Annotated in this window: 19 protein-coding genes and 2 tRNA genes; 10 read left to right on the forward strand and 11 right to left on the reverse strand. The window is 38.0% G+C overall.

The window, feature by feature from the left end:
- Window positions 1–126 precede the first annotated feature (126 nt).
- The 7 genes from SCALIN_RS08205 to SCALIN_RS08235 form a co-directional block, all read right to left on the reverse strand.
- Complete coding sequence (locus SCALIN_RS08205; protein ID WP_096894024.1) at window positions 127–1,203, reverse strand: mannose-1-phosphate guanylyltransferase; 1,077 nt, start codon at window positions 1,201–1,203, stop codon at window positions 127–129.
- A 35-nt stretch (window positions 1,204–1,238) separates the two neighbouring features.
- Window positions 1,239–1,967: a 16S rRNA (uracil(1498)-N(3))-methyltransferase gene (locus SCALIN_RS08210; RefSeq protein ID WP_096894025.1), complete on the reverse strand. Its 729-nt coding sequence runs from the start codon at window positions 1,965–1,967 to the stop codon at window positions 1,239–1,241.
- 610 nt (window positions 1,968–2,577) lie between these two features.
- Entirely contained in the window at window positions 2,578–4,257 is a 1,680-nt protein-coding gene (ilvB, locus tag SCALIN_RS08215; protein WP_096894026.1) for a biosynthetic-type acetolactate synthase large subunit, read from the reverse strand.
- A gap of 358 nt (window positions 4,258–4,615) precedes the next feature.
- Window positions 4,616–5,074: a septation protein SpoVG family protein gene (locus tag SCALIN_RS08220; protein WP_096894027.1), complete on the reverse strand. Its 459-nt coding sequence runs from the start codon at window positions 5,072–5,074 to the stop codon at window positions 4,616–4,618.
- Between the two features lie 38 nt (window positions 5,075–5,112).
- A complete protein-coding gene (gene ispE / locus SCALIN_RS08225; protein ID WP_096894028.1) occupies window positions 5,113–5,985 on the reverse strand; it encodes a 4-(cytidine 5'-diphospho)-2-C-methyl-D-erythritol kinase in 873 nt (290 codons plus the stop codon).
- A gap of 169 nt (window positions 5,986–6,154) precedes the next feature.
- The gene (gene rsmD / locus SCALIN_RS08230) at window positions 6,155–6,763 is read right to left on the reverse strand and encodes a 16S rRNA (guanine(966)-N(2))-methyltransferase RsmD (RefSeq protein ID WP_096894029.1); all 609 of its coding nucleotides are present in this window, start codon (window positions 6,761–6,763) and stop codon (window positions 6,155–6,157) included.
- A 6-nt stretch (window positions 6,764–6,769) separates the two neighbouring features.
- Complete coding sequence (locus SCALIN_RS08235; protein WP_096894030.1) at window positions 6,770–7,504, reverse strand: sugar phosphate nucleotidyltransferase; 735 nt, start codon at window positions 7,502–7,504, stop codon at window positions 6,770–6,772.
- A gap of 380 nt (window positions 7,505–7,884) precedes the next feature.
- Here SCALIN_RS08235 and SCALIN_RS08240 point away from each other — a divergent pair.
- The 4 genes from SCALIN_RS08240 (at window position 7,885) to SCALIN_RS08255 (ending at window position 10,144) form a co-directional block, all read left to right on the forward strand.
- A tRNA-Leu gene (locus SCALIN_RS08240) sits at window positions 7,885–7,969 on the forward strand.
- A 50-nt stretch (window positions 7,970–8,019) separates the two neighbouring features.
- A tRNA-Gly gene (locus SCALIN_RS08245) sits at window positions 8,020–8,094 on the forward strand.
- A gap of 86 nt (window positions 8,095–8,180) precedes the next feature.
- Window positions 8,181–9,500 carry a trigger factor gene (gene tig / locus SCALIN_RS08250; protein WP_096894031.1) on the forward strand — a complete coding sequence of 440 codons (1,320 nt, stop codon included), beginning with the start codon at window positions 8,181–8,183 and terminating at the stop codon, window positions 9,498–9,500.
- Between the two features lie 17 nt (window positions 9,501–9,517).
- Window positions 9,518–10,144, forward strand: coding sequence for an ATP-dependent Clp protease proteolytic subunit (locus tag SCALIN_RS08255; protein ID WP_096894032.1), 627 nt, complete (start codon window positions 9,518–9,520; stop codon window positions 10,142–10,144).
- Window positions 10,145–10,190: 46 nt separating this feature from the next.
- On the opposite strand, the gene SCALIN_RS23350 is transcribed toward SCALIN_RS08255, so the two are convergent.
- The 4 genes from SCALIN_RS23350 to SCALIN_RS08270 form a co-directional block, all read right to left on the reverse strand.
- Window positions 10,191–10,313 (reverse strand): hypothetical protein, encoded by a 123-nt coding sequence (locus tag SCALIN_RS23350; protein WP_261341007.1) that lies wholly within the window; start codon window positions 10,311–10,313, stop codon window positions 10,191–10,193.
- A 139-nt stretch (window positions 10,314–10,452) separates the two neighbouring features.
- Window positions 10,453–10,977, reverse strand: coding sequence for a shikimate kinase (locus SCALIN_RS08260; protein ID WP_096894033.1), 525 nt, complete (start codon window positions 10,975–10,977; stop codon window positions 10,453–10,455).
- The gene (aroE, locus tag SCALIN_RS08265) at window positions 10,974–12,440 is read right to left on the reverse strand and encodes a shikimate dehydrogenase (RefSeq protein WP_096894034.1); all 1,467 of its coding nucleotides are present in this window, start codon (window positions 12,438–12,440) and stop codon (window positions 10,974–10,976) included. The genes SCALIN_RS08260 and aroE overlap by 4 nt, the downstream gene beginning before the upstream one ends.
- 413 nt (window positions 12,441–12,853) lie before the next feature.
- A complete protein-coding gene (locus tag SCALIN_RS08270) occupies window positions 12,854–14,281 on the reverse strand; it encodes an IS1182 family transposase (RefSeq protein WP_096894035.1) in 1,428 nt (475 codons plus the stop codon).
- A gap of 393 nt (window positions 14,282–14,674) precedes the next feature.
- Between SCALIN_RS08270 and SCALIN_RS08275 the strand changes: the two genes are divergently transcribed.
- The 6 genes from SCALIN_RS08275 to SCALIN_RS08300 all read left to right on the forward strand — a co-directional run bounded on the left by SCALIN_RS08275 (window position 14,675) and on the right by SCALIN_RS08300 (window position 21,113).
- On the forward strand, window positions 14,675–15,328 hold the full coding sequence (locus SCALIN_RS08275) for a Druantia anti-phage system protein DruA (protein ID WP_096894036.1): 654 nt from the start codon (window positions 14,675–14,677) through the stop codon (window positions 15,326–15,328).
- A gap of 563 nt (window positions 15,329–15,891) precedes the next feature.
- Window positions 15,892–16,521 (forward strand): nitroreductase family protein, encoded by a 630-nt coding sequence (locus SCALIN_RS08280; protein ID WP_096894037.1) that lies wholly within the window; start codon window positions 15,892–15,894, stop codon window positions 16,519–16,521.
- A gap of 129 nt (window positions 16,522–16,650) precedes the next feature.
- Entirely contained in the window at window positions 16,651–17,622 is a 972-nt protein-coding gene (locus tag SCALIN_RS08285) for a KpsF/GutQ family sugar-phosphate isomerase (protein WP_096894038.1), read from the forward strand.
- Window positions 17,623–17,657: 35 nt separating this feature from the next.
- Entirely contained in the window at window positions 17,658–18,815 is a 1,158-nt protein-coding gene (locus tag SCALIN_RS08290) for a glycosyltransferase (RefSeq protein WP_096894039.1), read from the forward strand.
- Between the two features lie 6 nt (window positions 18,816–18,821).
- A complete protein-coding gene (locus tag SCALIN_RS08295; protein WP_096894040.1) occupies window positions 18,822–20,225 on the forward strand; it encodes an undecaprenyl-phosphate glucose phosphotransferase in 1,404 nt (467 codons plus the stop codon).
- Window positions 20,226–20,246: 21 nt separating this feature from the next.
- Window positions 20,247–21,113, forward strand: coding sequence for a DMT family transporter (locus SCALIN_RS08300; protein WP_096894041.1), 867 nt, complete (start codon window positions 20,247–20,249; stop codon window positions 21,111–21,113).
- The last annotated feature ends 171 nt before the right edge of the window (window positions 21,114–21,284 follow it).

Consider the following 21,284-nt stretch of genomic DNA (forward strand, 5'->3'; position numbering starts at 1 on the left):
TTAGTATGTGAAGCTATCTTATTAAATAAAAGTAAAATTTTATTTGCTGTAAAAACTGTTATATGTTAACCGATTTATTGTGTTTTATAAATTGTTTTTTATATCAATTTTTTCAGTCGTGAAAAATTACAGATTATTGCTATAACCTTTTTCTTTTAAGAGTTCTGTCAGTTTTTTTATATCTTCAGCACTGTTTTTGTTACAAACCATTGTAACATCCTTAGTATTTACTATAATCATATCAGAAACATTTATTGTTGTTATTAGATGTTTATCATCTCCGATAACTATATTTCCCCGTGCGTTATAACCACAATATTTGCCTAATACCGTATTATTATTTTGATCTGATTTGTTCAATCTTTCTATGGCCAGCCATGAACCAACATCGTCCCATCTGAAATCGGCTTCAATTATCTTTACATTTGATGCCTTTTCCATTATGCCATAATCAATAGAAAGATTTTCAAACTTCTCATATTCATGACAGATAACACTTGACTCATCAGGTTTATCTATAGATGCTCCGATTCTTTCAAGGCCCTGAGACAGGTCAGGCATAAGGACATTTATATTCTCTAATATTGTATTTACCGACCAGACGAATATGCCGCTGTTCCAGTAATATTTACCGCTTTTCAAAAATTTTTCTGCTGTAATACGGTCCGGTTTTTCCGTAAAACATTTTACATCGTAAATCGAAAAATCCTGCAGGTTCATTACGTCTTCACCTCTTTGAATATATCCGTAATTTACTGATGGTCCTGTCGGTTTAATCCCAAATGTAATAAGCGCGTCTTCTGCTGATGCAAGCCCTTCCGCGCATTTTAATAATTTTACAAATAAATCAGGAGGCTCAATTATATGGTCTGCTGTCATTACGGCCATAATAGCGTTGGAATCTCTCTTAGAAATTATAGTTGCCGCAAGGCCAATACATGCAGCCGTATTCCTACCAAAAGGTTCTGAAATAATATTTTTTGCCGGTATTTCTGGCAACTCCTCTTTTATACTCTCGGCCAGGGTTGAGGTCGTTACGACATAAATATTTTCTGAAGGAATCTCGCCAATAATACGATCAACGGTTTGTGCAATCATCGTCTCTTGCCCTGTAATCTTCAAGAGTTGTTTCGGTGTTTTTTTTCTGCTCCATGGCCAAAATCTGGTACCTGACCCCCCTGCCATGATTATTGCGTATAACATAAATAACCTCAATTAAGTTTAAAGTAAATGTAAACTTATGATAAATAGTGATAGGAAAGGATTGCTGCAATCGCAATAGCAGCCGTTTCAACCCGAAGAATGCGTTGTCCCAAGCTGACAAACTTGCAACCTTTTTGCTTTGCCATTTCTATTTCATTTGATGTAAATCCTCCTTCGGGACCTATAAAACTTATTATATTATTTGGTTTTGAATGCTCTTGCAATGTGTTGTTCAGCTTATTTGAATCATATTGGCTACAGGCGAAGATGGAAAGGTCGTAACTGCCTGGAGCATTGAGGAAATATTCAAAATCAACAACTTCTCCAATCGCCGTAATCGTGTTACGACCACACTGCTTTGAGGCCTCGATCGCAATTTTCTGCCACTTCTCAATCTTCACGGAACAGTCGTCCTTAAGCTTTACTACACTTCGCGCATAATTTGTTGGTATCAGTTTACGTACTCCCAACTCAGTACATTTCTGGATAAGGAAGTTAGATCGTTTTCCCTTTGGGACAGCAAATGCTATGTCTATTCCGATACTGTTTTCTTTGCTGATAATTTTCTGGTGATTGATCTTTATTCTCACTCTGCGATCTTTGATCTCTTCAATTTCCGCATCAAATTCATCTCCCATACCATTAAACACGACAATATTATCACCGATTTTCAGTCTTTTAACATGTATAATATGATGGCTTTCTGAACTGTCAATCCATATATCATTCAAACCGGCTTGAAACGGAACATAAAAACGGTTCATACTAACCCCTGGACCCTTTTAATGCAAAAAATTTAATCTTTTCCAGAAATATCCGGTTAGGTTTAAGCGAATACCGCTTTTGTCATACCCGCCCGCCTGTACCTATTCGGGCAGGAATTCCTTTATCGGGTATCCAGATGGTTCATTCAATCTGAAACCACTCTTAAGCTTGTCCTCGCATGCTTTAAACGTGGAACATGCCTGTCAGAATAGATACCCGTCCCCGCCAGAATGACATTGTCGGGCTGGCGAACGGATTGCCGGACCGGCAGGAATGACAGTTCTGGAGAACTAACTTGTAATATACAAAAACCTGACTGGATGCTTCTGCTCTTTTTGTGTAATTTTCTTTAAAATAAGGTAATAACAACAAACATCCTAAAGAACGAATTCGGCTGGTTAAGGCTTTTTTATGTAGCCTTAACCAGCCCGATACAGACAACAAGAAGAATTGGATTTCCGAATTCGAAGCTGGTTAAAAGGCGTATAATCGGTGAGAGCTTGAGGCATATAATTGGGATGAAAAAAAGAAAACCGTTTAAAGTCCGTTTTATATCTCCTGCTACACACATATCCGGAACATTAAGAAGGTAGAATCATAGTAAACACATCAAATCAGTTCAATGCCCTTAACCTGACTAATGGCTTGTCCCGCAGGAATCATTGGAAATACATTCTCTTCCGGGTCTACTCTAAAATCTATTACGACCGGCCCTTTTATTGAAATTGACTTTTCAATTACAGGTCTTACGTCTTCCTTTTTTGTAACCAGGAAGCCTTCAGCCCCATAGGCTTTTGCTACCTGCACAAAATCAGGATTGCCATCGAGTAGAGTGTGCGCGTATCTTTTATCATAAAAGAGCTCTTGCCACTGCCTTACCATCCCAAGAAAACCGTTATTCAGGATAGCAACCTTAACCGGTAATTTATATTTAACGGCAGTACTAAGTTCCTGAATATTCATTTGAAAACTGCCATCACCGGCAATTGCAATAACAGTTTTGTCCGGAAACCCAAGCTGAGCGCCTAACGCGGCAGGGAAACCGAAACCCATGGTACCTAAACCTCCGGAAGACAAGAAGCTTCTGGGATAGGTATAGGTATAATATTGAGCAGCCCACATCTGATTCTGGCCAACTTCAGTGGTAATAATTGCATCTCCTTTGGTTGCTTCACAGATTTGTTCAACTACGTATTGTGGCTTTACCACATCACTTGTGTTGTCATATGAGACGTGATATTTCTCTTTCCATTCCGCAATTTTTTCAAACCACTCTTTTCTTTCTACATAAATTACATGTTTTATCAGTTCAGTAAGAATATTATTTGCATCTCCAACAACCGGGATGTCAACCTTTATATTTTTACTTATAGAAGTTGGATCTATATCTATATGAATAATCTGTGCCTTGGGAGCAAATTCATCTATCTTGCCGGTAATTCTATCGTCAAATCTTGCACCAACTGCAATTAAAAGATCAGATTCATGAACAGCATAGTTTGCAGGAACAGTCCCATGCATACCCAGCATACCCAGCGCTTTTTCATTGTTTTCCGGAAATACTCCCAGCGCTAACAGAGTCGTGTTTACCGGCAAATTGGCCTTTTCAGCCAGTTCGGCAAGCTCTTTTGAACTATTTGAAGAGATAACTCCACCGCCCGCATAAATCACAGGTCTTTTTGATCTGTTTATCGCCTCTGCTGCTATTTTTATCTGCCGTATGTTGCCTTCGTATGACGGCTTATATCCTGGTAGATTTACTTTTTCGGGAATCGGGCCATCCCATGTATCTGTTGTTACATCCACAGGAAGGTCAATAACAACAGGACCCGGTCTGCCTGAAGAAGCGATATAAAATGCCTCTTTTACTATCATTCCCAGCTCTTTTATATCTTTAACCAGGTAATTATGTTTGGAAATAGGACGGGTAATACCGGTAACGTCTGCTTCCTGGAAGGCATCACTGCCTATAAGATGTGTTTTCACCTGACCGGTTATGGCAACCATTGGTATGGAGTCCATGTATGCAGTCGCAATAGCAGTTGTTAAATTGGTTGCTCCTGGACCGGATGTAACAATACATACTCCTACTTTCCCTGTAGCCCTGGCATACCCATCGGCCGCATGACCTGCTGCCTGTTCGTGGCGCGTCAATATGAATTTTATTTCACTTTCCTCAAATAAAGTATCGAAAAGTGGTATGACGACACCGCCAGGCAGGCCAAAAATATATTCCACATTTTCTCTTTTTAAGGCATTAATCAATATTTGTGAACCCGTTTTATACATTTTTATCTGTTTGTTGAGAAATTAAATAAATTATTAATCATTCCGTATGTAAATTTTATTTTACCCGCTTACGTTTCAAGAAGGGATACCATTGTCATCCTGAATCTTCCTGAAACTCAGAATATCAGATAACAATGCCAATTGATTTTACACATTTAATTCTTTGGTAGTTCCTCCCTCAGAATTAAATGTTGTTGGCTTTCTGCAAAAAAAGTCTGCAAAAGGCACTAATTAAAGAATATTGTCTTTAGAAAATAAGTATAGCGCGTGACCAAGAAGTTTTCAATTACTGACTGTCAATTGAATTGGTATAAAGGAGTGTTATATACTCCCCTTTTACGATGGATGCTATTATCCTTTAACTGTTTGTATTGTCCTCGTCATAGTCTATATCCGGCACATCCATTACGGGAGGTTTATATCCTGGTTGTTTTGCTTTTTCAGTTTCTTCTTTGTATGCAGCAAGTACCTTTTGCTCAATTTCATCTCGGCATTTGGAATTTATTGGATGAGCAGTGTCCGCGTACAATTTGAATTTCCCTTTGGATTCGTCTCTAGACTCACCCAAAGCACGTTTGTCATCAAGTTTAGCCCCACAATCATTACAAAACCGTGAACGAAGGTGATTTTTAGAATTACATTTTGGACATTTGTCAGCGAGCTTTCTGCTTGGCATGGCAACAAAAGCCCCTTTATACCCTTCTATAATCTTCAAATCTCTTACTACAAAGTCGTTATCAATTGTTATGCTGCAAAAAGCCTGTAAACGATTCTTTTTTGCCTCGGTTAGTTTCACTCTGACTTCGGTAATATTCACAGTAATAACTCCTCCTTCCGGTCTCGTTGTCTATGGTGTTAAACACTTGTAACCACAAATACATTTCCTGTTCCGCTAAACTCAACTTTACTCTTGATAACTTCCGCCTGGTGCCTGTCGTTGCAAAGACCGAAGAAGGCTGATCCACTGCCGGAAATTGATAAACCACAAAAATCAAAAACTTCTAAAGACTCTTTCACCTGCAGCAAATCAGGGTATATCGTAAAAATTGCTTCTTCCAATCGGTTAAACAGCAACTTACCGATATCTGAAACCTCAGAATATTTCAGTGCATTTGAAAAAAAGCTAACATCTTTTCTTTTTTTTGTCAAGTCAATTTTGAGGTTTTTGTATATCGTTTCTGTGCTGATATGGACATGTGGAAAGAGGATAATATAATCCATTTTACTCCTCACTTCAACCGGAGAAACCTTCTCACCTCTTCCACTGCATAATGAGGTTTTTCCTTTTATAAAAAAAGGAATGTCTGATCCCAGTTTTGCCGCAAATTCAATTAGCTCTTCATCACTGAGCCCTACTTTCCAGAGCAAATTTAATGCTTTCAACGTTGCCGCCGCGTCACTACTCCCTCCTCCTAATCCTGCACCCACCGGTATTTTTTTTTCTAAATTAATCAATACTCCCTTTTTGACACCGCACTCTTTAAGGAAGAGATTTGCGGCTTTACACACAAGGTTGTCATGGTCTGAAGGAATATTATTATCATTACACTCAAGCTTTACTCCCTCCTGGATTTCTTCAAAACGAAGGCTGTCAACAAGATCAATTTCCTGCATTATGGTTTCAATTTCGTGATAACCATCATCTCTTTTGCCAAGAATTTCCAGGAAAAGATTTACCTTGGCAGGAGCCTCAATGCTTATTATATTTTTATTATTTTCCTTTTTCATATTTATTGTAAGTGTTATCCAATATCAATAGAATTTGAACACTACCCCTTTATGGAGAAGTTTATATTAGGACTTTGAGGCAACTGTCGTGAAAAACATACGGTGCTCTTTATCTGAAGGAGCAGAGTTGTCGACTAAATCGTGTATTGTTCCATCCGACATCAGGCAATCATGATTTATAAATTACAGAACCTTCGGTTACGTTTACTTTGAGGAAAGTAAGCTGCGTATTACTATACTGTCTATCGTCAATTACATTCAATTGTTTGAAACATTCCTGGTTAATTTTCTGCTTTTTATGATGCTGAAGGACAATAATTCCTTTTTCGCTAATGACTTGTTTTGAAACAAACGCTTCTATAAGAGATAAGATCCTTTTCCTATCCCCATAATCTATATCCAATAATTTATACGGAGGAGCAACCAGAATAATGTCGAACTTTATATCCTTATTTTTTATAAAATCTAATAGTCTAAATACGTTTATTTTTAAAACAACCGTCCTTTTTAAAAGATTAGCGTCCCGGAGATTTTTTTTTATCACCTTAATTGCATTTGTACTATTATCAACAAATAAACATCTTTTTGCTCCTCGACTGAGGGCTTCTGCTCCCAATGAGCCGGTACCTGCAAATAAATCCAGAACAACACTATCCTGTACCGCATCTCCCAGGATACTGAACAAAGATTCCTTGGCTCTGTCTAAAATCGGCCTGGTCTTTTTACTGCTTAATGCGGAAAGCCGTACGCCTTTTGCTTTGCCTGAAATAATACGCATAGAACTTTAAGTTAAATTATTAACGCCTGTTTTGATAACCAACTGCGTTGCCTCAGCCAGATTTTCCGGTGAACTTCCCGCGTCAATCCACCAACCATCTAAAACCGAACTTGTCATTGTTCCATTTTTAATGTAAGCATTATTGACATCAGTGATTTCTAATTCACCCCTATCCGATCTATCAAGTGTACTGATAATGTCAAATACATGGCTATCATACATGTATATGCCTATGACGGCATAGTCTGTTTTAGGTTGTTCCGGCTTTTCTTCAATACCAACCACTTTCTCCCCTACAAGTTCTGGTACACCGAAACTAGATGGATTTGGCACTTTTTTTATTAATATCTTGCCGCCTTCCTTCTGTTTCTCAAATTCTTCCTTTTCTCTGATTATGTTTTTTTCAATAATATTGTCTCCCAGGATAATAATAGTCTTTTCACCATCTGCAAAATTTCTAGCAAGATCTAAGGCCTCTGCAATGCCTCCTTCACCTTCCTGGTATGTATAGTTTATATCCTTCAAACCAAATTCTTTTCCGTTACCTAAAAGTCGCAGGAAATCACCCGCATTATTACCACCGGTAACAATCATAATATCCTCAATCCCGGCACTGATTAATGTTTGCAGGGGGTAGTATATCATTGGTTTGTCAAAAATAGGTAACAAATGCTTATTGGTAATTTTTGTTAAAGGTAACAGCCTTGTACCAAGACCACCGGCAAGAACAACACCTTTCATTATTATTTTTCCTTTCTATATTAATAGTGATGTATTTGTAATATGTTTGTCCCAAAATCAAATTTTATGAATAATACAGTATACAAATAAAGAACTAGAAGATACTATCATATAGACACTTACAACGCAAGTGGTTTTAAAACAACCCAGCCTGTTCAAACAAGAACTGATAAAGAGAGTGCTGTCTAGGCTAATCAGAGTGTTTCTCAGAGATTGAATTTAAAATATACTAATCATTTATAATAAAAAAGATTGCAAAATATAGCACTTGAAACTAAACTGGAGGACTTATATAAGTTAGCTAAGGATTTTTATGTTTAACGATTCGGTGGTTTGGCAGATCCCGAAACAGTTAAGAGTATCTTTAGTGCACCTTGTGAGCGAGGGTGGCGGAACTGGCAGACGCGCTAGACTTAGGATCTAGTACCGCAAGGTGTGGGGGTTCGACTCCCCCCTCTCGCACCAGATAAAAATATATTGTAAATCTATATCGGTTAATTATAATTAGTTGAATTGCGGGTGTAGCTCAGCGGTAGAGCATCACGTTGCCAACGTGAATGTCGTGGGTTCGAATCCCATCACCCGCTCCATTTCTTCAGACTTGCTGTCTACAATAACCTGTAAATAGACAGAAAATCGTAAAAAGTTAACAAAAATATTTTAATTTAAAAAAATAATGAATATAGAAATAGAAGAAGTCGGGCCATGTAAAAAGTTACTTAAGTTCGAGGTATCAAAGGAAGCAATTGAAGACGAGTGGCAAAAACAGTTAAAAGAGATTTCCAGAATGGCAAATTTGCCTGGATTCAGGAAAGGGAAAGCCCCCAGAAAGCTACTTGAGAGAAACTATGGTGACAAAATTAAAGAAGAAGTAAAGCGGGCGGTTATCAGCGATTCATACAAAGAGGCAATCGAGAATAACAAATTGTCACCCATAGGTGATCCTGACGTTGGCGACATTGATCTTGAATTGGGCAAACCGTTAAAATTTGAGGTCACCCTGGAGGTATTGCCCACATTTGAGCTGGGAGAATACAAGGGTATGCAGCTTAAGAGAAAGCCTGTAACTGTTACTGATGAGGATATAGATAAAGCGCTAGAGACTTTAAGCAGACAGAGGTCTCAATTAACTGTTGTTAAGAGTGGTAAAGCAAAAGATGAAGACGTTATTATATGTGATTGTGAAGTTAGAGTTGACGATGAGATTGTCTGGTCGGACGAAGAGTTGGAGGTTATGGTTTCCGGTTCTCATATTGTTGATATTAATGTACCGGACCTGAAAGATAATCTTGTTGGCTCGAAATCCGGTGATAAAGTTACGATAGATATAGAATTAGGAGATAACTTTTCCGTGGAACAACATAGAAACAAATCTGCTAAAATGGAAATATCGATAAATGAGATTAAAAGACCTAAAAGTCCTGAAATAGATGATGAGTTGGCAAAACAAGTCGGTTATGATACCGTTGGTGAGTTAAAGGAGTTTATGTCAAAGAGACTGGAGATGGAAAAGAAGAGGATGACTGAAGGTGAAATGCAGGAACAAATTTCCAGCAAACTTTTAGAAATGGCTGACTTTGATATGCCGGAAGACATGGTTGCTCATCATACAAATGAGAGACTCCATAAATACCAGCTCGACCTACTGAATAAAGGCACTCCTCAAGAGGAGATAGAAAAGAATATGGAAGATTTAAAGAGTGCTTCTGAAGAATCTGTAGTCAGAGATTTTAAGATGTCACTTGTACTTGAACACATAGCAGAAAAAGAGAGAATATTTGTTACAGAAGATGATGTCAATCGAAGAATCAGCGAGATGGCAGGCATGTATGGGCTTGAACCTTCCGATATGAGAAAACAACTTGAAAAGATGAATAGTATTTCAAACTTAAGACATCAGTTGAGAGAAAATAAAACGCTTAGCTTGTTAATGAAAGAAGCAAATATAGAAGAGATTAAAGATGAAGTTAAGCAAAAAAAAGATAAAGAAAAATAAACAGCAAGGAGGATTAGGTGACTAAGGATAATAACAATTATGGAAACGTTTATGTACCATATGTAGTGGAAAAAACAGGATATGGAGAGCGGCATTATGACATTTTCTCTCGTTTGCTTAAAGATCGGATAATATTCATTGGCAGTCCGATAGATGATAACGTTTCAAACATAGTAATAGCTCAAATGCTATTTTTACAAAATGACAATAAGAACCAGGATATAAATATCTATATAAACTCTCCGGGTGGCTCTATCACGGCAGGTCTTGCAATCTATGATACAATGCAGTTTGTGCATTGCGACGTAGCTACGTTTTGTATTGGTTCTGCTTACAGTATGGGTGCGATACTTATGGCAGCAGGAACTAAAGGCAAAAGATACAGTTTACCACATACAAGGATAATGTTACATCAGCCATGGGGAGGCACAACAGGAACGGCAACTGATATAAGCATTCAGGCAGAAGAGATAATGTTTATGAAGAAAAATCTTAATGAAATACTGGTAAAACACAGCGGCCAGCCAATTGAGAAGATAGAAAAGGACTTTGATCGGGATTTCTATATGTCTTCACAGGAAGCCAAGGACTACGGAATTGTTGATGAAGTCATTAAATCATTAGATGATAAAAAGAAAGATTAGGGCTGAGACAATTCCTTATCAATTGCCTCAAGGGATTGGTTTACATTTATCGGCGTTGTAATATATAATCTCTTAATCCAGAAGTCTTTCCTCTTTCAATATCATCAGGCATAGCATTCTCCCGCAGGGTAATTACGGTGATTCCTTTTGTCTGGTCATCTCTTTTCAAACACTTCAAAGCTTCATAACCGTACAAATATCAACATCAGTGAATTAAGATATAACGCCTGTCTGCCGGTAGGCAAGTTTGCGTAATAACGCCTTTTTCTTTCTTTGAATATAATCAGTGTAATCTGTGTTTCCCCTCTTCAATTTGACTGTTTGTTTTCTACTGTAATAATTTCATTTACTATATCTTCACAGGAAACGTAAGATGTATTTATCGTGTAATCAGCCGCATTACTGTAAGCATGTTCTCGTATCGCAATCAAATGTCTGATTTCATCCAGAGGTGTCTTATCCGTTAAAGAAGGTCTTTGCTGTGTTGTTTTTTCATCTTGTGAAATACGTTTATAAATAATTTCCGGAGTTGCTTCCAGAAGAACAAGAAATCCTTTCTCTTTCAAGTTTCTTACATTCTCTTCTTTAAGGACAACTCCCCCCCCTGCTGATATTACCTTATTGTCTACTTTACTTAATTCTGCAATGGTATCTGCCTCAATCTTACGAAAACCTTCCTCCCCATCGTCTTCGAATATACTCTTAATAGTTTTCCCTGTAATACTTTCAATATATTGGTCTGAATCAATAAAATCTCTTTCCAGGCGTTTTGACAGAAGTTTACCAACCGTGCTTTTTCCAGTACCTCTGAAACCGATTAAGACTATGTTCATAACCTTTCCTTTACTACATTGGTCATTAATTCTACCGGTGGGTCAATATCTGTCCAGAGCCTGAATTGTTCTGCCGCTTGATTAATAAACATTGAAAGTCCGTTAACCGTATGACATTCTTTTTCCTTTGCGTCACGGAGAAGCCTGGTTTCTATGGGGTTGTAAACGGCGTCAAAAACTATCATACCTTCCTTTAGTACATCTTTTGTGACTGGTGTTTGATCAACATCAGGAAACATACCGATAGATGTGGTATTGATGAGGATATCAGTTTCAAGTTTGTAAATTTCTTCAAAACTACCAAATCTACATTTGACGTCCAGTGACAGTTTTTCCGCACGTTCAATGGTACGATTGAATATGGTTATATCACAACCTATTTCTTTTAAGCCAAAGGCGATCGCGCGTGCCGCACCCCCTGCTCCTATAATAGATACCTTTTTATTATTTAATGTGCCATTGACTACCTTCAGGCTACATTCCAATCCCATTATTGCGCCCATACAGTCAGTATTGTAGCCCTTTAATTTCCCATTCCGGTTCACTATAGTATTTATAGCACCAATTTTCCCGGCAGTCGGATCAATGTCATCCAGAAACGGTAAAACACTCTCTTTATGTGGGATAGTAACGCTGAAACCTTGAAAATCTATTTTTCTACACTCTTTCATGAAAGTACCAATATTTTCTATTTTCAGTGGTACATATGCGTTATTAAGACCTTTTTCAATAAAGGCGGCATTATGGATGGCCGGGCTCATACTGTGAGAAATCGGATTTCCAATAATACCATAAAGCTTGGTCTCGTTGTTTATATCTTTAAAGTGATATACTTTGTGGAGCTCATTTACCGTCAATTGCCCCGGTGCTGATTCTTTGCCTCGTTCGAGAGAGGCAAATGTCAGAAACCCTCCAAACTTACCTGTAAGTATCCGGCTTATATACCCTAACTCTCCCATACAAAGAGATATGGTAGGTACTTTAGCAGATTGTAAAAGTTCAAATATCCTGATATTATCGGTGATATCATTGGCATATGTTACAATCTTTACTATATCGGGCTTGTGCTGGCAAATATCACTATATATTTTGCTTAAGTTGCAAGGGGTCTCTTCAAAATTATGGTGTGAAATAATTATTTTACTGCTGCCTTGTCTGGTAATTTGTCTGATAGAATCATGTTCAACGTCAACGTAATCTGCTCCCAGTTCGATTGCCTTCTGCAACAGCTGTAATCTTTCCTGTTCGCTTCCATTAAATTTGCCACCTTCTCTTACAGGCCTGTTTGTAATAATTACCGGTTTAGTCTTGCTCTTTAGCGCCTCTTCAACGCATGTTTCCGCATTTTGTATCTCCGGTATGTAATCTATACGTAATTCAACTATATCAGCATATCTGGAAGCCGATTCCATTTCCGAAATTGTGTCCTCAACATTTCCTGCTGTAATTGGAATGCAAATCATATTTTTATAAAATGTTTGTACTAAGAATTAGTTGATTATTATATTGCATACTTTAAAATAGTCAATCTTATGTATTTCAATTTATGTTGTACAAATACCTTACCGTACATATAAAGTGGCAAAATTCTACTAAAAGACAGCGTCATCCGGTTAGGTTTTTGCGTATACCGCTTTTGTCATACCCGCCAGCCTGCCCGCCCGGCTCAACCGTTCACCTGCCCGAATAGGTAGCCGTCCCCACCAGAATGACACCCGCCAGAATGACATTCAGGCTGTGTCATAATATAGCCACAAAACAATTTAGAACTTTAATATGAAGGAGTTTGTTGAATCAGACAAGCAGAAATCTTTATTTAATTTATTTATCCTGAAAATTAGATAATTAGAATGATAAAACAAAGCTCCTTTTCCTTCTAACTGGTAAGTTTTTCAATCAATCCAGGTATCCCTAATATGGTAATCATTCTTGCCATATTAAAACACGTCCCTAAGAGTGACATCTCCGCTCTTGCACCATCTCTACCTCTCATGAGAAAAGCATTTACTTTTAGATTTCGCTTTATATGTCCAAATGGAAGTTCTACCTTCTGTTGCCGGAGCTTATAAATTGCTTGAGATTCCGGTTCTTCATATTGTAATCTGAGCCTCTCTCTATCCTCTTCATTAATCAGACGTGAAATCCTCCTCCCACGCTTACTCGTTGTACAAACAGTAAAGTGTTGACAGCTCATACATAAAGAACTGTCAGTGATTTGATATGTCTTACTCTTCCTCACCGTATCCACTGTTCTATAACTTAATACATGGCCTTCAGGGCAAATATAGCAATTTTTTCCCGAATCATATCGAAACTTATCTTTATCAAATGATGCATCTTTTTTATTTGAAGTATGTTTCTGCTGAGGCACAATCACTTTAATATCCTGGCCATCAATCCTTTTTAATTCATCGGTATTATCATATCCCGCATCTGCACAGGCAACAGAACCGTTCTTCTCCAATATATCATTGGCTTGATTAATTTGCTCAGCAAATTGATTGCTGTCATTACTCTCACTAACTACATCAGTATGAACAATTAAACCGTGCTTTTCATCAACAATGCTTTGTACATTGTAACCTGCATGAGTACCTTGGCGTCCTTTAACCCTGGCACATTCTTCATCGGTAGTATTTACTGACTTTTGCCCTTCTTCATCAAGTTTCTTAAGAATTTTTTCCACCTTAAACCTTAGAACCTTTTTATCCTGAAGTTCTTCTCTCATTGTAACCACTGACGGAAGTTCCTGTTCCTGTCTGTCTACTTTCTCACTTTCAGAAAGTATGGCTTCTATTCGAGCATCTATCCTTTGTAGAGATTTTTCACATCTTTTCTGTGTCCACATATGGTTAATTCCTGCATTTGCACGAACCTTACTTCCGTCTACAAACAGAGTGTTGCCTTCTATCAAATCAAGGTCTATACATAAACGGGCACATTGCCTGAGAACATTTGTGATTGCTTTCTTATTCTTTCTCCTGAATTCTGCTATTGTCTTATGGTCTGGTTTTAAATCACCCATAAGCCAGATGAAGGATAGATTATGATAAACCGCACGTTCTAATTTACGGGAACTTCTAAATCCGTATGAATAACCATACAACGAAAGCTTTAACATCGCTTTGGGATTATATCCAGGATCCCCAACCTTCTTGGGATTAATAATAATTCCGCATTTGCTAAAATCTAATGCTTCGACAAAAGCATCAAATGCTCGAACCGGATCGTCAGAACCAACATAGTCTTCAATGCTTTGTGGTAATAACATCATTTGTTCTCTATTACCAATACGATATGCCATTTAAACTCCCTCATTATTGATTTATCAAAGGAGTATGATAACATATCAGTGTTCGTAATTAAAATTCTTAGCATATAATTTACAAAAATACATCTTTTAATTGTGACACAGCCTGGTTGTCGGGCTGGCCGGGCAAGAAGAACGGATAGAAAAAATACGAAAAATAAAATTGCCAAATATAAAACAAAAGATAATCATAGTCGCTGTACGGTGGGCACTGCCCACCAAAAACATTCTACATCCGGAAACAAAATTCGTAGGGTGCGTTTTACGCACCAGAAACACGCCAGCATAATCAAGTATTTGTTTAATAGATAACACCATTGCCGTATCCAACGTTGTTAGCGGTGCATGGAATGCACCCTACTTGTCTGATTTACGCTACCTCCTGCACTGAGACGAAATGGTAACGGTAAACAGTACAAAAATTGCAATAGACTGAAAGAAGGGGAACCGTCCATCAATCTACCAGCCGGAAAGATTCAAGGACTGAGTCTGGATATAGTAAGAACCCAGAAACAATCTCAAATATGGAATGAGATGGTTCATCGTTGGCATTATTTAGTATACAAAAAGTTAGTTGGCTCTCAACTTCGCTATCTGATAAATAGCAACTATGGTACCCTCGGAGCATTAGGATTTAGCGCCTCCGCCTGGAACGTTCAAGCGAGGGAAAAATTTATCGGTTGGAGTCGTCAGGTTCGAGAACAAAGACTTCATTTGATAGTAAATAATTCGAGGTTTTTAATTTTACCATGGATAAAATCTAAGAACCTTGCGTCCAAGATATTGTCTTTCGTTATTAAGAAACTTCCCGATGATTGGGAGCAACATTACAAGTATAGGCCCGTGATGTTGGAAACGTTTGTAGAGACAAAACGTTTTTGTGGCACTTGCTATAAAGCAGCAAATTGGATTTACGTAGGAGAAACTAAAGGAAGGGGAAAGTTGGGAGACCATTCCAAGCTTTACGAAAATATCAAGCTGATAATGGTATATCCCCTATGTAGTAAATTCCGTTCGATATTACAACATTCGCCAATATAAATTTTTAGGTTGATGCGTATGGGGCACTGCCCACCAAAAAGATTCTACATCCGGAAACAAAATTCGTAGGGTGCGTTTTACGCACCAGAAACACGCCAGCATAATAAAGTATTTGTTTAACAGATAACACCATTGCCGTATCCAACGTTGTTAGCGGTGCATGGAATGCACCCTACTTGTCTTATCAGATTTTTCGATGTAACGAATCAGGTAATCTCACCGTAATCGAACTCACATCTTATTCTCTTTTTTTTGTCAGGAAGGTCACAAAAAACGGGTGATATCCCGCCTTTTTCTCCAGCTCGAAATAAAAAACTTTTTCTTAAAAAAATGTTATTATTTACACAGGGACAATGTATAATTTACACGAATATAGTTTCCACTTTAACCGCATATTTCGAAAGAAGATACCCCCTTTGTCATTTTTATCTGCCGGTATTTGTGGCAGGCGAAACCCTTCGCCTTCTATCATCTTCTGAACGAAGGGAAGAATCTAAGGTTCCAGCTCAGGCTTGTCCTTGAGCGAAGCAAAGGAACAAATTCATGTATAGGGGAGAGTTGTAATGGATGTAAGCGAATCAATAATTAAGCGAAGGAGTATAAGGAAATTTAAACCGGACCCGATACCGGAAGATAAAATCAAACTTTTACTTGAAAGCGCCAGATTAGCACCATCAGGAACGAATACTCAGCCATGGCGGTTTATAGTAGTCAGGGATAATGCTACTAAAACAGAATTGCAAAAGGCGGCGCATAATCAAAGGCACGTTAAACGTGCTCCCATAATAATAGTCTGCTGTGCCGATCTAAAGGCGTTTAAGGAGTTTCCAGAGAGGGTGGATGAACTCATAGAATCTGGTGCGCTTCCTGAGAGAACACGGAAAGTTTTTATTCCGTACATTAAAAAGGGTATGAGTACTGTAACGAAAGATGCTCTTATGGTTGCCGCTGCGGCAAATGTAGCTATAGCCGTTGAACATATTGTTTTGCAGGCAGTTGAGATTGGCTTGGGTACCTGCTGGGTAAGATGGTATAAAGATAAAAGGGTGAAAGAGGTCCTTGAAATCCCTGATCATATTGAAGTAATGGCACTCTTGGCGGTTGGAATTCCGGATGAGGACCCATCTCCCAGACCGAGGTTAAGCCTGGACCAGATAGTATTCACTGAGAAGTATGGAAGAAAGTATATTTAATCGTCCAGGAATGTAAAGTTGTTTTTTTCTTGAGCCCTGACTGCTTATATTGTATATGTGTAAAAATTTAACTTATAATAGATGTGATCAATTGCCGATTTTGATATTATTCTGTAAAAGAGGATTTGGATGAATATAGACATTGAAAATGAGATAATCAAAGTCATTGGCATTGAAATAGATGGCCTTTCTCAATTAAAGGCTTGTATAAACGCGTCAGTTACAGAAGCAGTTGAAACTATTTTCAATTGTAATGGAAAAATCATACTTACTGGTATGGGAAAATCCGGTTTGGTTGCAAAGAAGATTGCATCGACCATGTCAAGTGTTGGCACGCCTGCAATGTTCATGCACCCTGCTGAAGGAATGCACGGCGATTTAGGAATCATTTCCGCTGAAGATGTTGTTATAGCAATTGGAAAGAGCGGAGAAAGTTTTGAACTTAACGGTGTCCTTCCTTCAATAAAGGACGCCGGTGCAAAAATAATCGGTATAATGGGGAACGCGACTTCCACATTAGCGAGTTATTCCAATATAGTCATTAATATAGGTGATATAGAAGAAGCTTGTCCGTTTAACATGGCCCCTACAACAAGCTCAACAGTTACTATGGTATTAGGAGATGCCATGGCAGTCGCGTTAATGAAGATGAGGGAATTTGGTTTATCTGATTATGCGCGACTTCATCCCGGTGGACAGATCGGTAAGAGATTAACTATGATGGTTTCTGATGTCATGTTAAAGGGTAGTAATAATCCAATAATCAATGTATCTGATAGTGTAAAAAATTGTCTATCAGAAATATCCGGAAAGCAGGCAGGCGCAGTTTCAGTTGTTGATAGTAACGGTAAGATGGTTGGGCTGGTTACTGATTATGATATTAGAAAACATATTGAGAAAGAAGAAAATATTTTTTCAATGGAAATTAAAGATATAATGAATCCGGATCCCATATTTGTTTATGAGGACGAAAAAGCCTTTGCCGCTTTAAATATTATGCAGGAAAGAGAGAAACCAATTACCATTTTATCTGTCTTAAACAGAAAAAATATTGTTGTCGGTATGTTAAGAATGCATGATCTGGTGAAAGAGGGATTATAGCACTTGCCGCAAAAAGGCCCATAGTACACAAAAAAATGAAAGTCGCACTTGTTCATGATTGGCTCACAGGTATGCGTGGTGGGGAAAAAGTCCTGGAAGTATTCTGTGAGCTTTTTCCGGATGCCCATCTGTATACTCTATTGCATAATAAGGGCAGCCTCTGTAATACCATAGAAAGGATGGACATCAGGACATCTTTTATTCAGAAGCTACCTCTTATTAAGAAAAAATACCGCCATCTCCTGCCAATATTTCCAACTGCTATTGAACGTTTTGACTTACGAGGATATGACCTTGTCCTGTCAAGCAGTCATTGTGTTGCGAAAGGTGTAGTTACAAGCGCTGATACATTGCACATATGCTATTGCTTTACGCCAATGAGATATATCTGGGATTTGTACAATCTCTATTTCGGTAAGGAAAGGGCAAGCATGATGACAAGGTTAGCCACCTCTCTTGTTTTAAATTATTTACGGAAGTGGGATGTAACAAACTGCAAACGTGTTGACAGATTTGTTGGTATTTCTAAATACATTGTCGAAAGGATAAAGAGAAACTATAACAGGGATGCTGATCTGATATATCCGCCGGTCGACTGTTCTTATTTTAAACCGGGGTTATCAAATGAAGGTTTTTATCTAATGGTTTCACCTCTCGCACCCAATAAACGCGTTGATATTGCCGTGGAAGCATTCAATAAGATAAATCTGCCACTTATAGTAATCGGTTCCGGACAGGATGAAAAAAAACTGGAAAAGATGGCCGGCAAAAATATCAAACTGATGGGATGGCAATCAGATGAGGTGGTTAGAGAACACTATGTTAACTGTAAAGCTCTGATATTTCCCGGTGTTGAAGATTTTGGTATTGTCCCTTTAGAGGCTCAGGCTTGTGGAAAGCCAGTGATTGCATATGGAGTGGGTGGCGCTTTGGAAACAATTGTTCCTCTGGATGAAAATATGAATGACGAGACGGAACGATCAAGCCATGCTACCGGTATGTTCTTTTACGAGCAAACCCCGGAATCTCTGTCACAAACTGTAATCCGTTTTGAGGAAGTACTGGATTTGTTTAACTGGCAGGTAATCAGAAAGAATGCCGAGTCTTTTGACAGGACAATATTTAAAGAAAAGATTAAAAAATATATTGAAAAGGAATTTAATAAATTTAAATCTGGAAACGGAGCAAGCTGATATACTATGTTAAAAAGACACAGTACATTCTTTGAAACACTGGTCCTCTTTTTTGACTGGATAGCGCTGTCCTGTTCCTGGATACTAGCGTATTATTTACGTTTTTATCTCCCTTTTATTCCTGTATCTAAAGGGGTGCCCTCATTCCTTACCTACCTTTCGTTTCTTACCATTATGCTTCCACTCTGGTATATTGTGTTTAAGGCATTTGGATTGTACAGGCCAAGAAGGATTTCGTCGAGATTTGCAGAGGTAATAGACATCGCAAAGGGAACTTCAATCGCTATCTTGTTTTTTCTTTCTCTGACATTTTTTGTCAGAAAATATGAATTTTCAAGGCTTACTTTTCTATACTTCTGGGTAATATGTGTGATTACCTTGACTATTGAAAGAATTCTTTTTCGTGAGCTTTTAAGGTTTATTAGAAAAAAGGGATATAACTTGAGATACGCTTTAATCGTAGGAACTGGGAACCTGGCGCTGGATGTTACCGACAGATTACATAATCATCCGGAACTTGGAATCAAGATCAGGGGCTTTTTAAGTGATAATAAAACGCAGATTGGTAACGAACTTAAAGGTTTTAAGGTGCTTGATACTTGCAGCAATATTCGAAGTATTGTAATGAACCAGAAGATTGACATGGTTTTGATTACTATCCCTTTAAGTGCCCATGAAAGGCTAAAGAGGATCCTTGACGATATAGGTGACGAGACTGTATCAATCATGCTCATTCCTGATTTAATTGAGCTTGCTACATTACGAGGGGGCATTGGCGAGTTTGAAGGCATGCCTATAATCAGCTTAAGGGACACTCCTCTATATGGTTGGAACCTCGTAATTAAAAGGGTTACAGATGTAGTTCTGTCAATTGCCATATTATTAGCCGTATCTCCTTTAATGTTAGTTATATCCGTTTTAGTAAAAGTATCTTCAAAAGGACCTGTTTTCTACAGTCAGGAACGTATGGGTATGGATGGAAATATTTTCAGCATGCTGAAGTTCAGGACAATGGAAACTCAGGCGGAAAAAGATACTGGCCCCGTATGGGCGACAAAGGGTGATTCCCGCAAAACACCAATTGGCGCATTCTTGAGAAAGACAAGCATGGATGAGCTCCCTCAGTTCTTTAATGTACTTAAAGGGGACATGAGTATTGTCGGGCCAAGACCAGAGAGAGAATTTTTTATACAACAGTTTAGAAATAAAATCCCGAAGTATATGTTGAGACACAAAATGAAGGCCGGTATCACCGGTTGGGCACAAATCAGTGGATGGAGAGGAAATACTTCGTTGGAGAAAAGAATTGAGTATGATCTCTATTACATCGAGAACTGGAGCCTCAGATTTGATATAGAAATAATGTGGCTGACTATCTGGAGGGGACTTGTAAATAAACATGCATACTAAAACTACTGGTAATAAACTTAAATGAGCTGGTTTGTTTACGCATTCATTTGTGCGTTAAGTCTGGCAACGGCTGATGCATTGAGTAAAAAAGCATTGAATGATAATATTGATCCATCTATTGTTGCTTGGATCAGGACAGGTTACACCGTCCCATTTATGGTTTTAATCATACCCTTTATTGAAAAACCTGAACTTGATGGAACTTTCTATAGGGCGCTGTTTTCGGCTATACCGCTTGATATAATAGCGCTGCTACTCTATATGAAGGCAATAAAGATATCACCGCTTTCCCTGACACTCCCGTTCTTATCCTTAACCCCAGTCTTTTTGATTGGAACATCATATATTATTCTGGGAGAGAGGCCTGATGGATCCGGCTTGATTGGCATTGTTTTAGTCGTAATAGGCGCTTATTTGCTGAACGTTCATACAATCAGTCGAGGTTTACTTCAACCATTTAAGGCGATAGCTAAAGAACATGGATCTTTGTTAATGATTATTGTTGCCTTTACATTCAGTATAGGTGCTTGTATTGGTAAGATAGCAGTGCAACATTCAGATCCGGTTTTTTTCAGTGTTATTTACTCATTTTTACTATCATTTTTTCTATTCCTGGTCATCAGCTTCAGGAACAGACAGTTTTTCTCGAAAGTAACTTTAAGACCTGTACTTTTTCTTCTTATTGGTATACTGATAACGATAATGATAATTACACATGTAAAAGCAATTAGTCTTGTAGAAGTTGCTTATATGGTTTCAGTAAAACGGTTGAGTATTCTTTTCGGTGTTATTTACGGTGTTATGTTCTTCAAGGAAAAAAATATTAAAGAGAGATTATTAGGAGCAACGGTTATGGTTTCCGGTATAATAACAATCACCGTTTTTTAGAATATTATACATGAATTTTAATGTATATATTGTTTGAAAGATTGAGAACAGTTAACAGGGGTAGCCTTGATACTATTGTTAATGGGGGCAGAACATGTGCAGGGTGAACTGAATATGGGGGAGAATAAAATAGTTGCTGGACAGCATACATATCCATTCGTTTTTAAACTT

This window comes from Candidatus Scalindua japonica (genome assembly GCF_002443295.1).
GTDB classification, from domain to species: domain Bacteria; phylum Planctomycetota; class Brocadiia; order Brocadiales; family Scalinduaceae; genus Scalindua; species Scalindua japonica.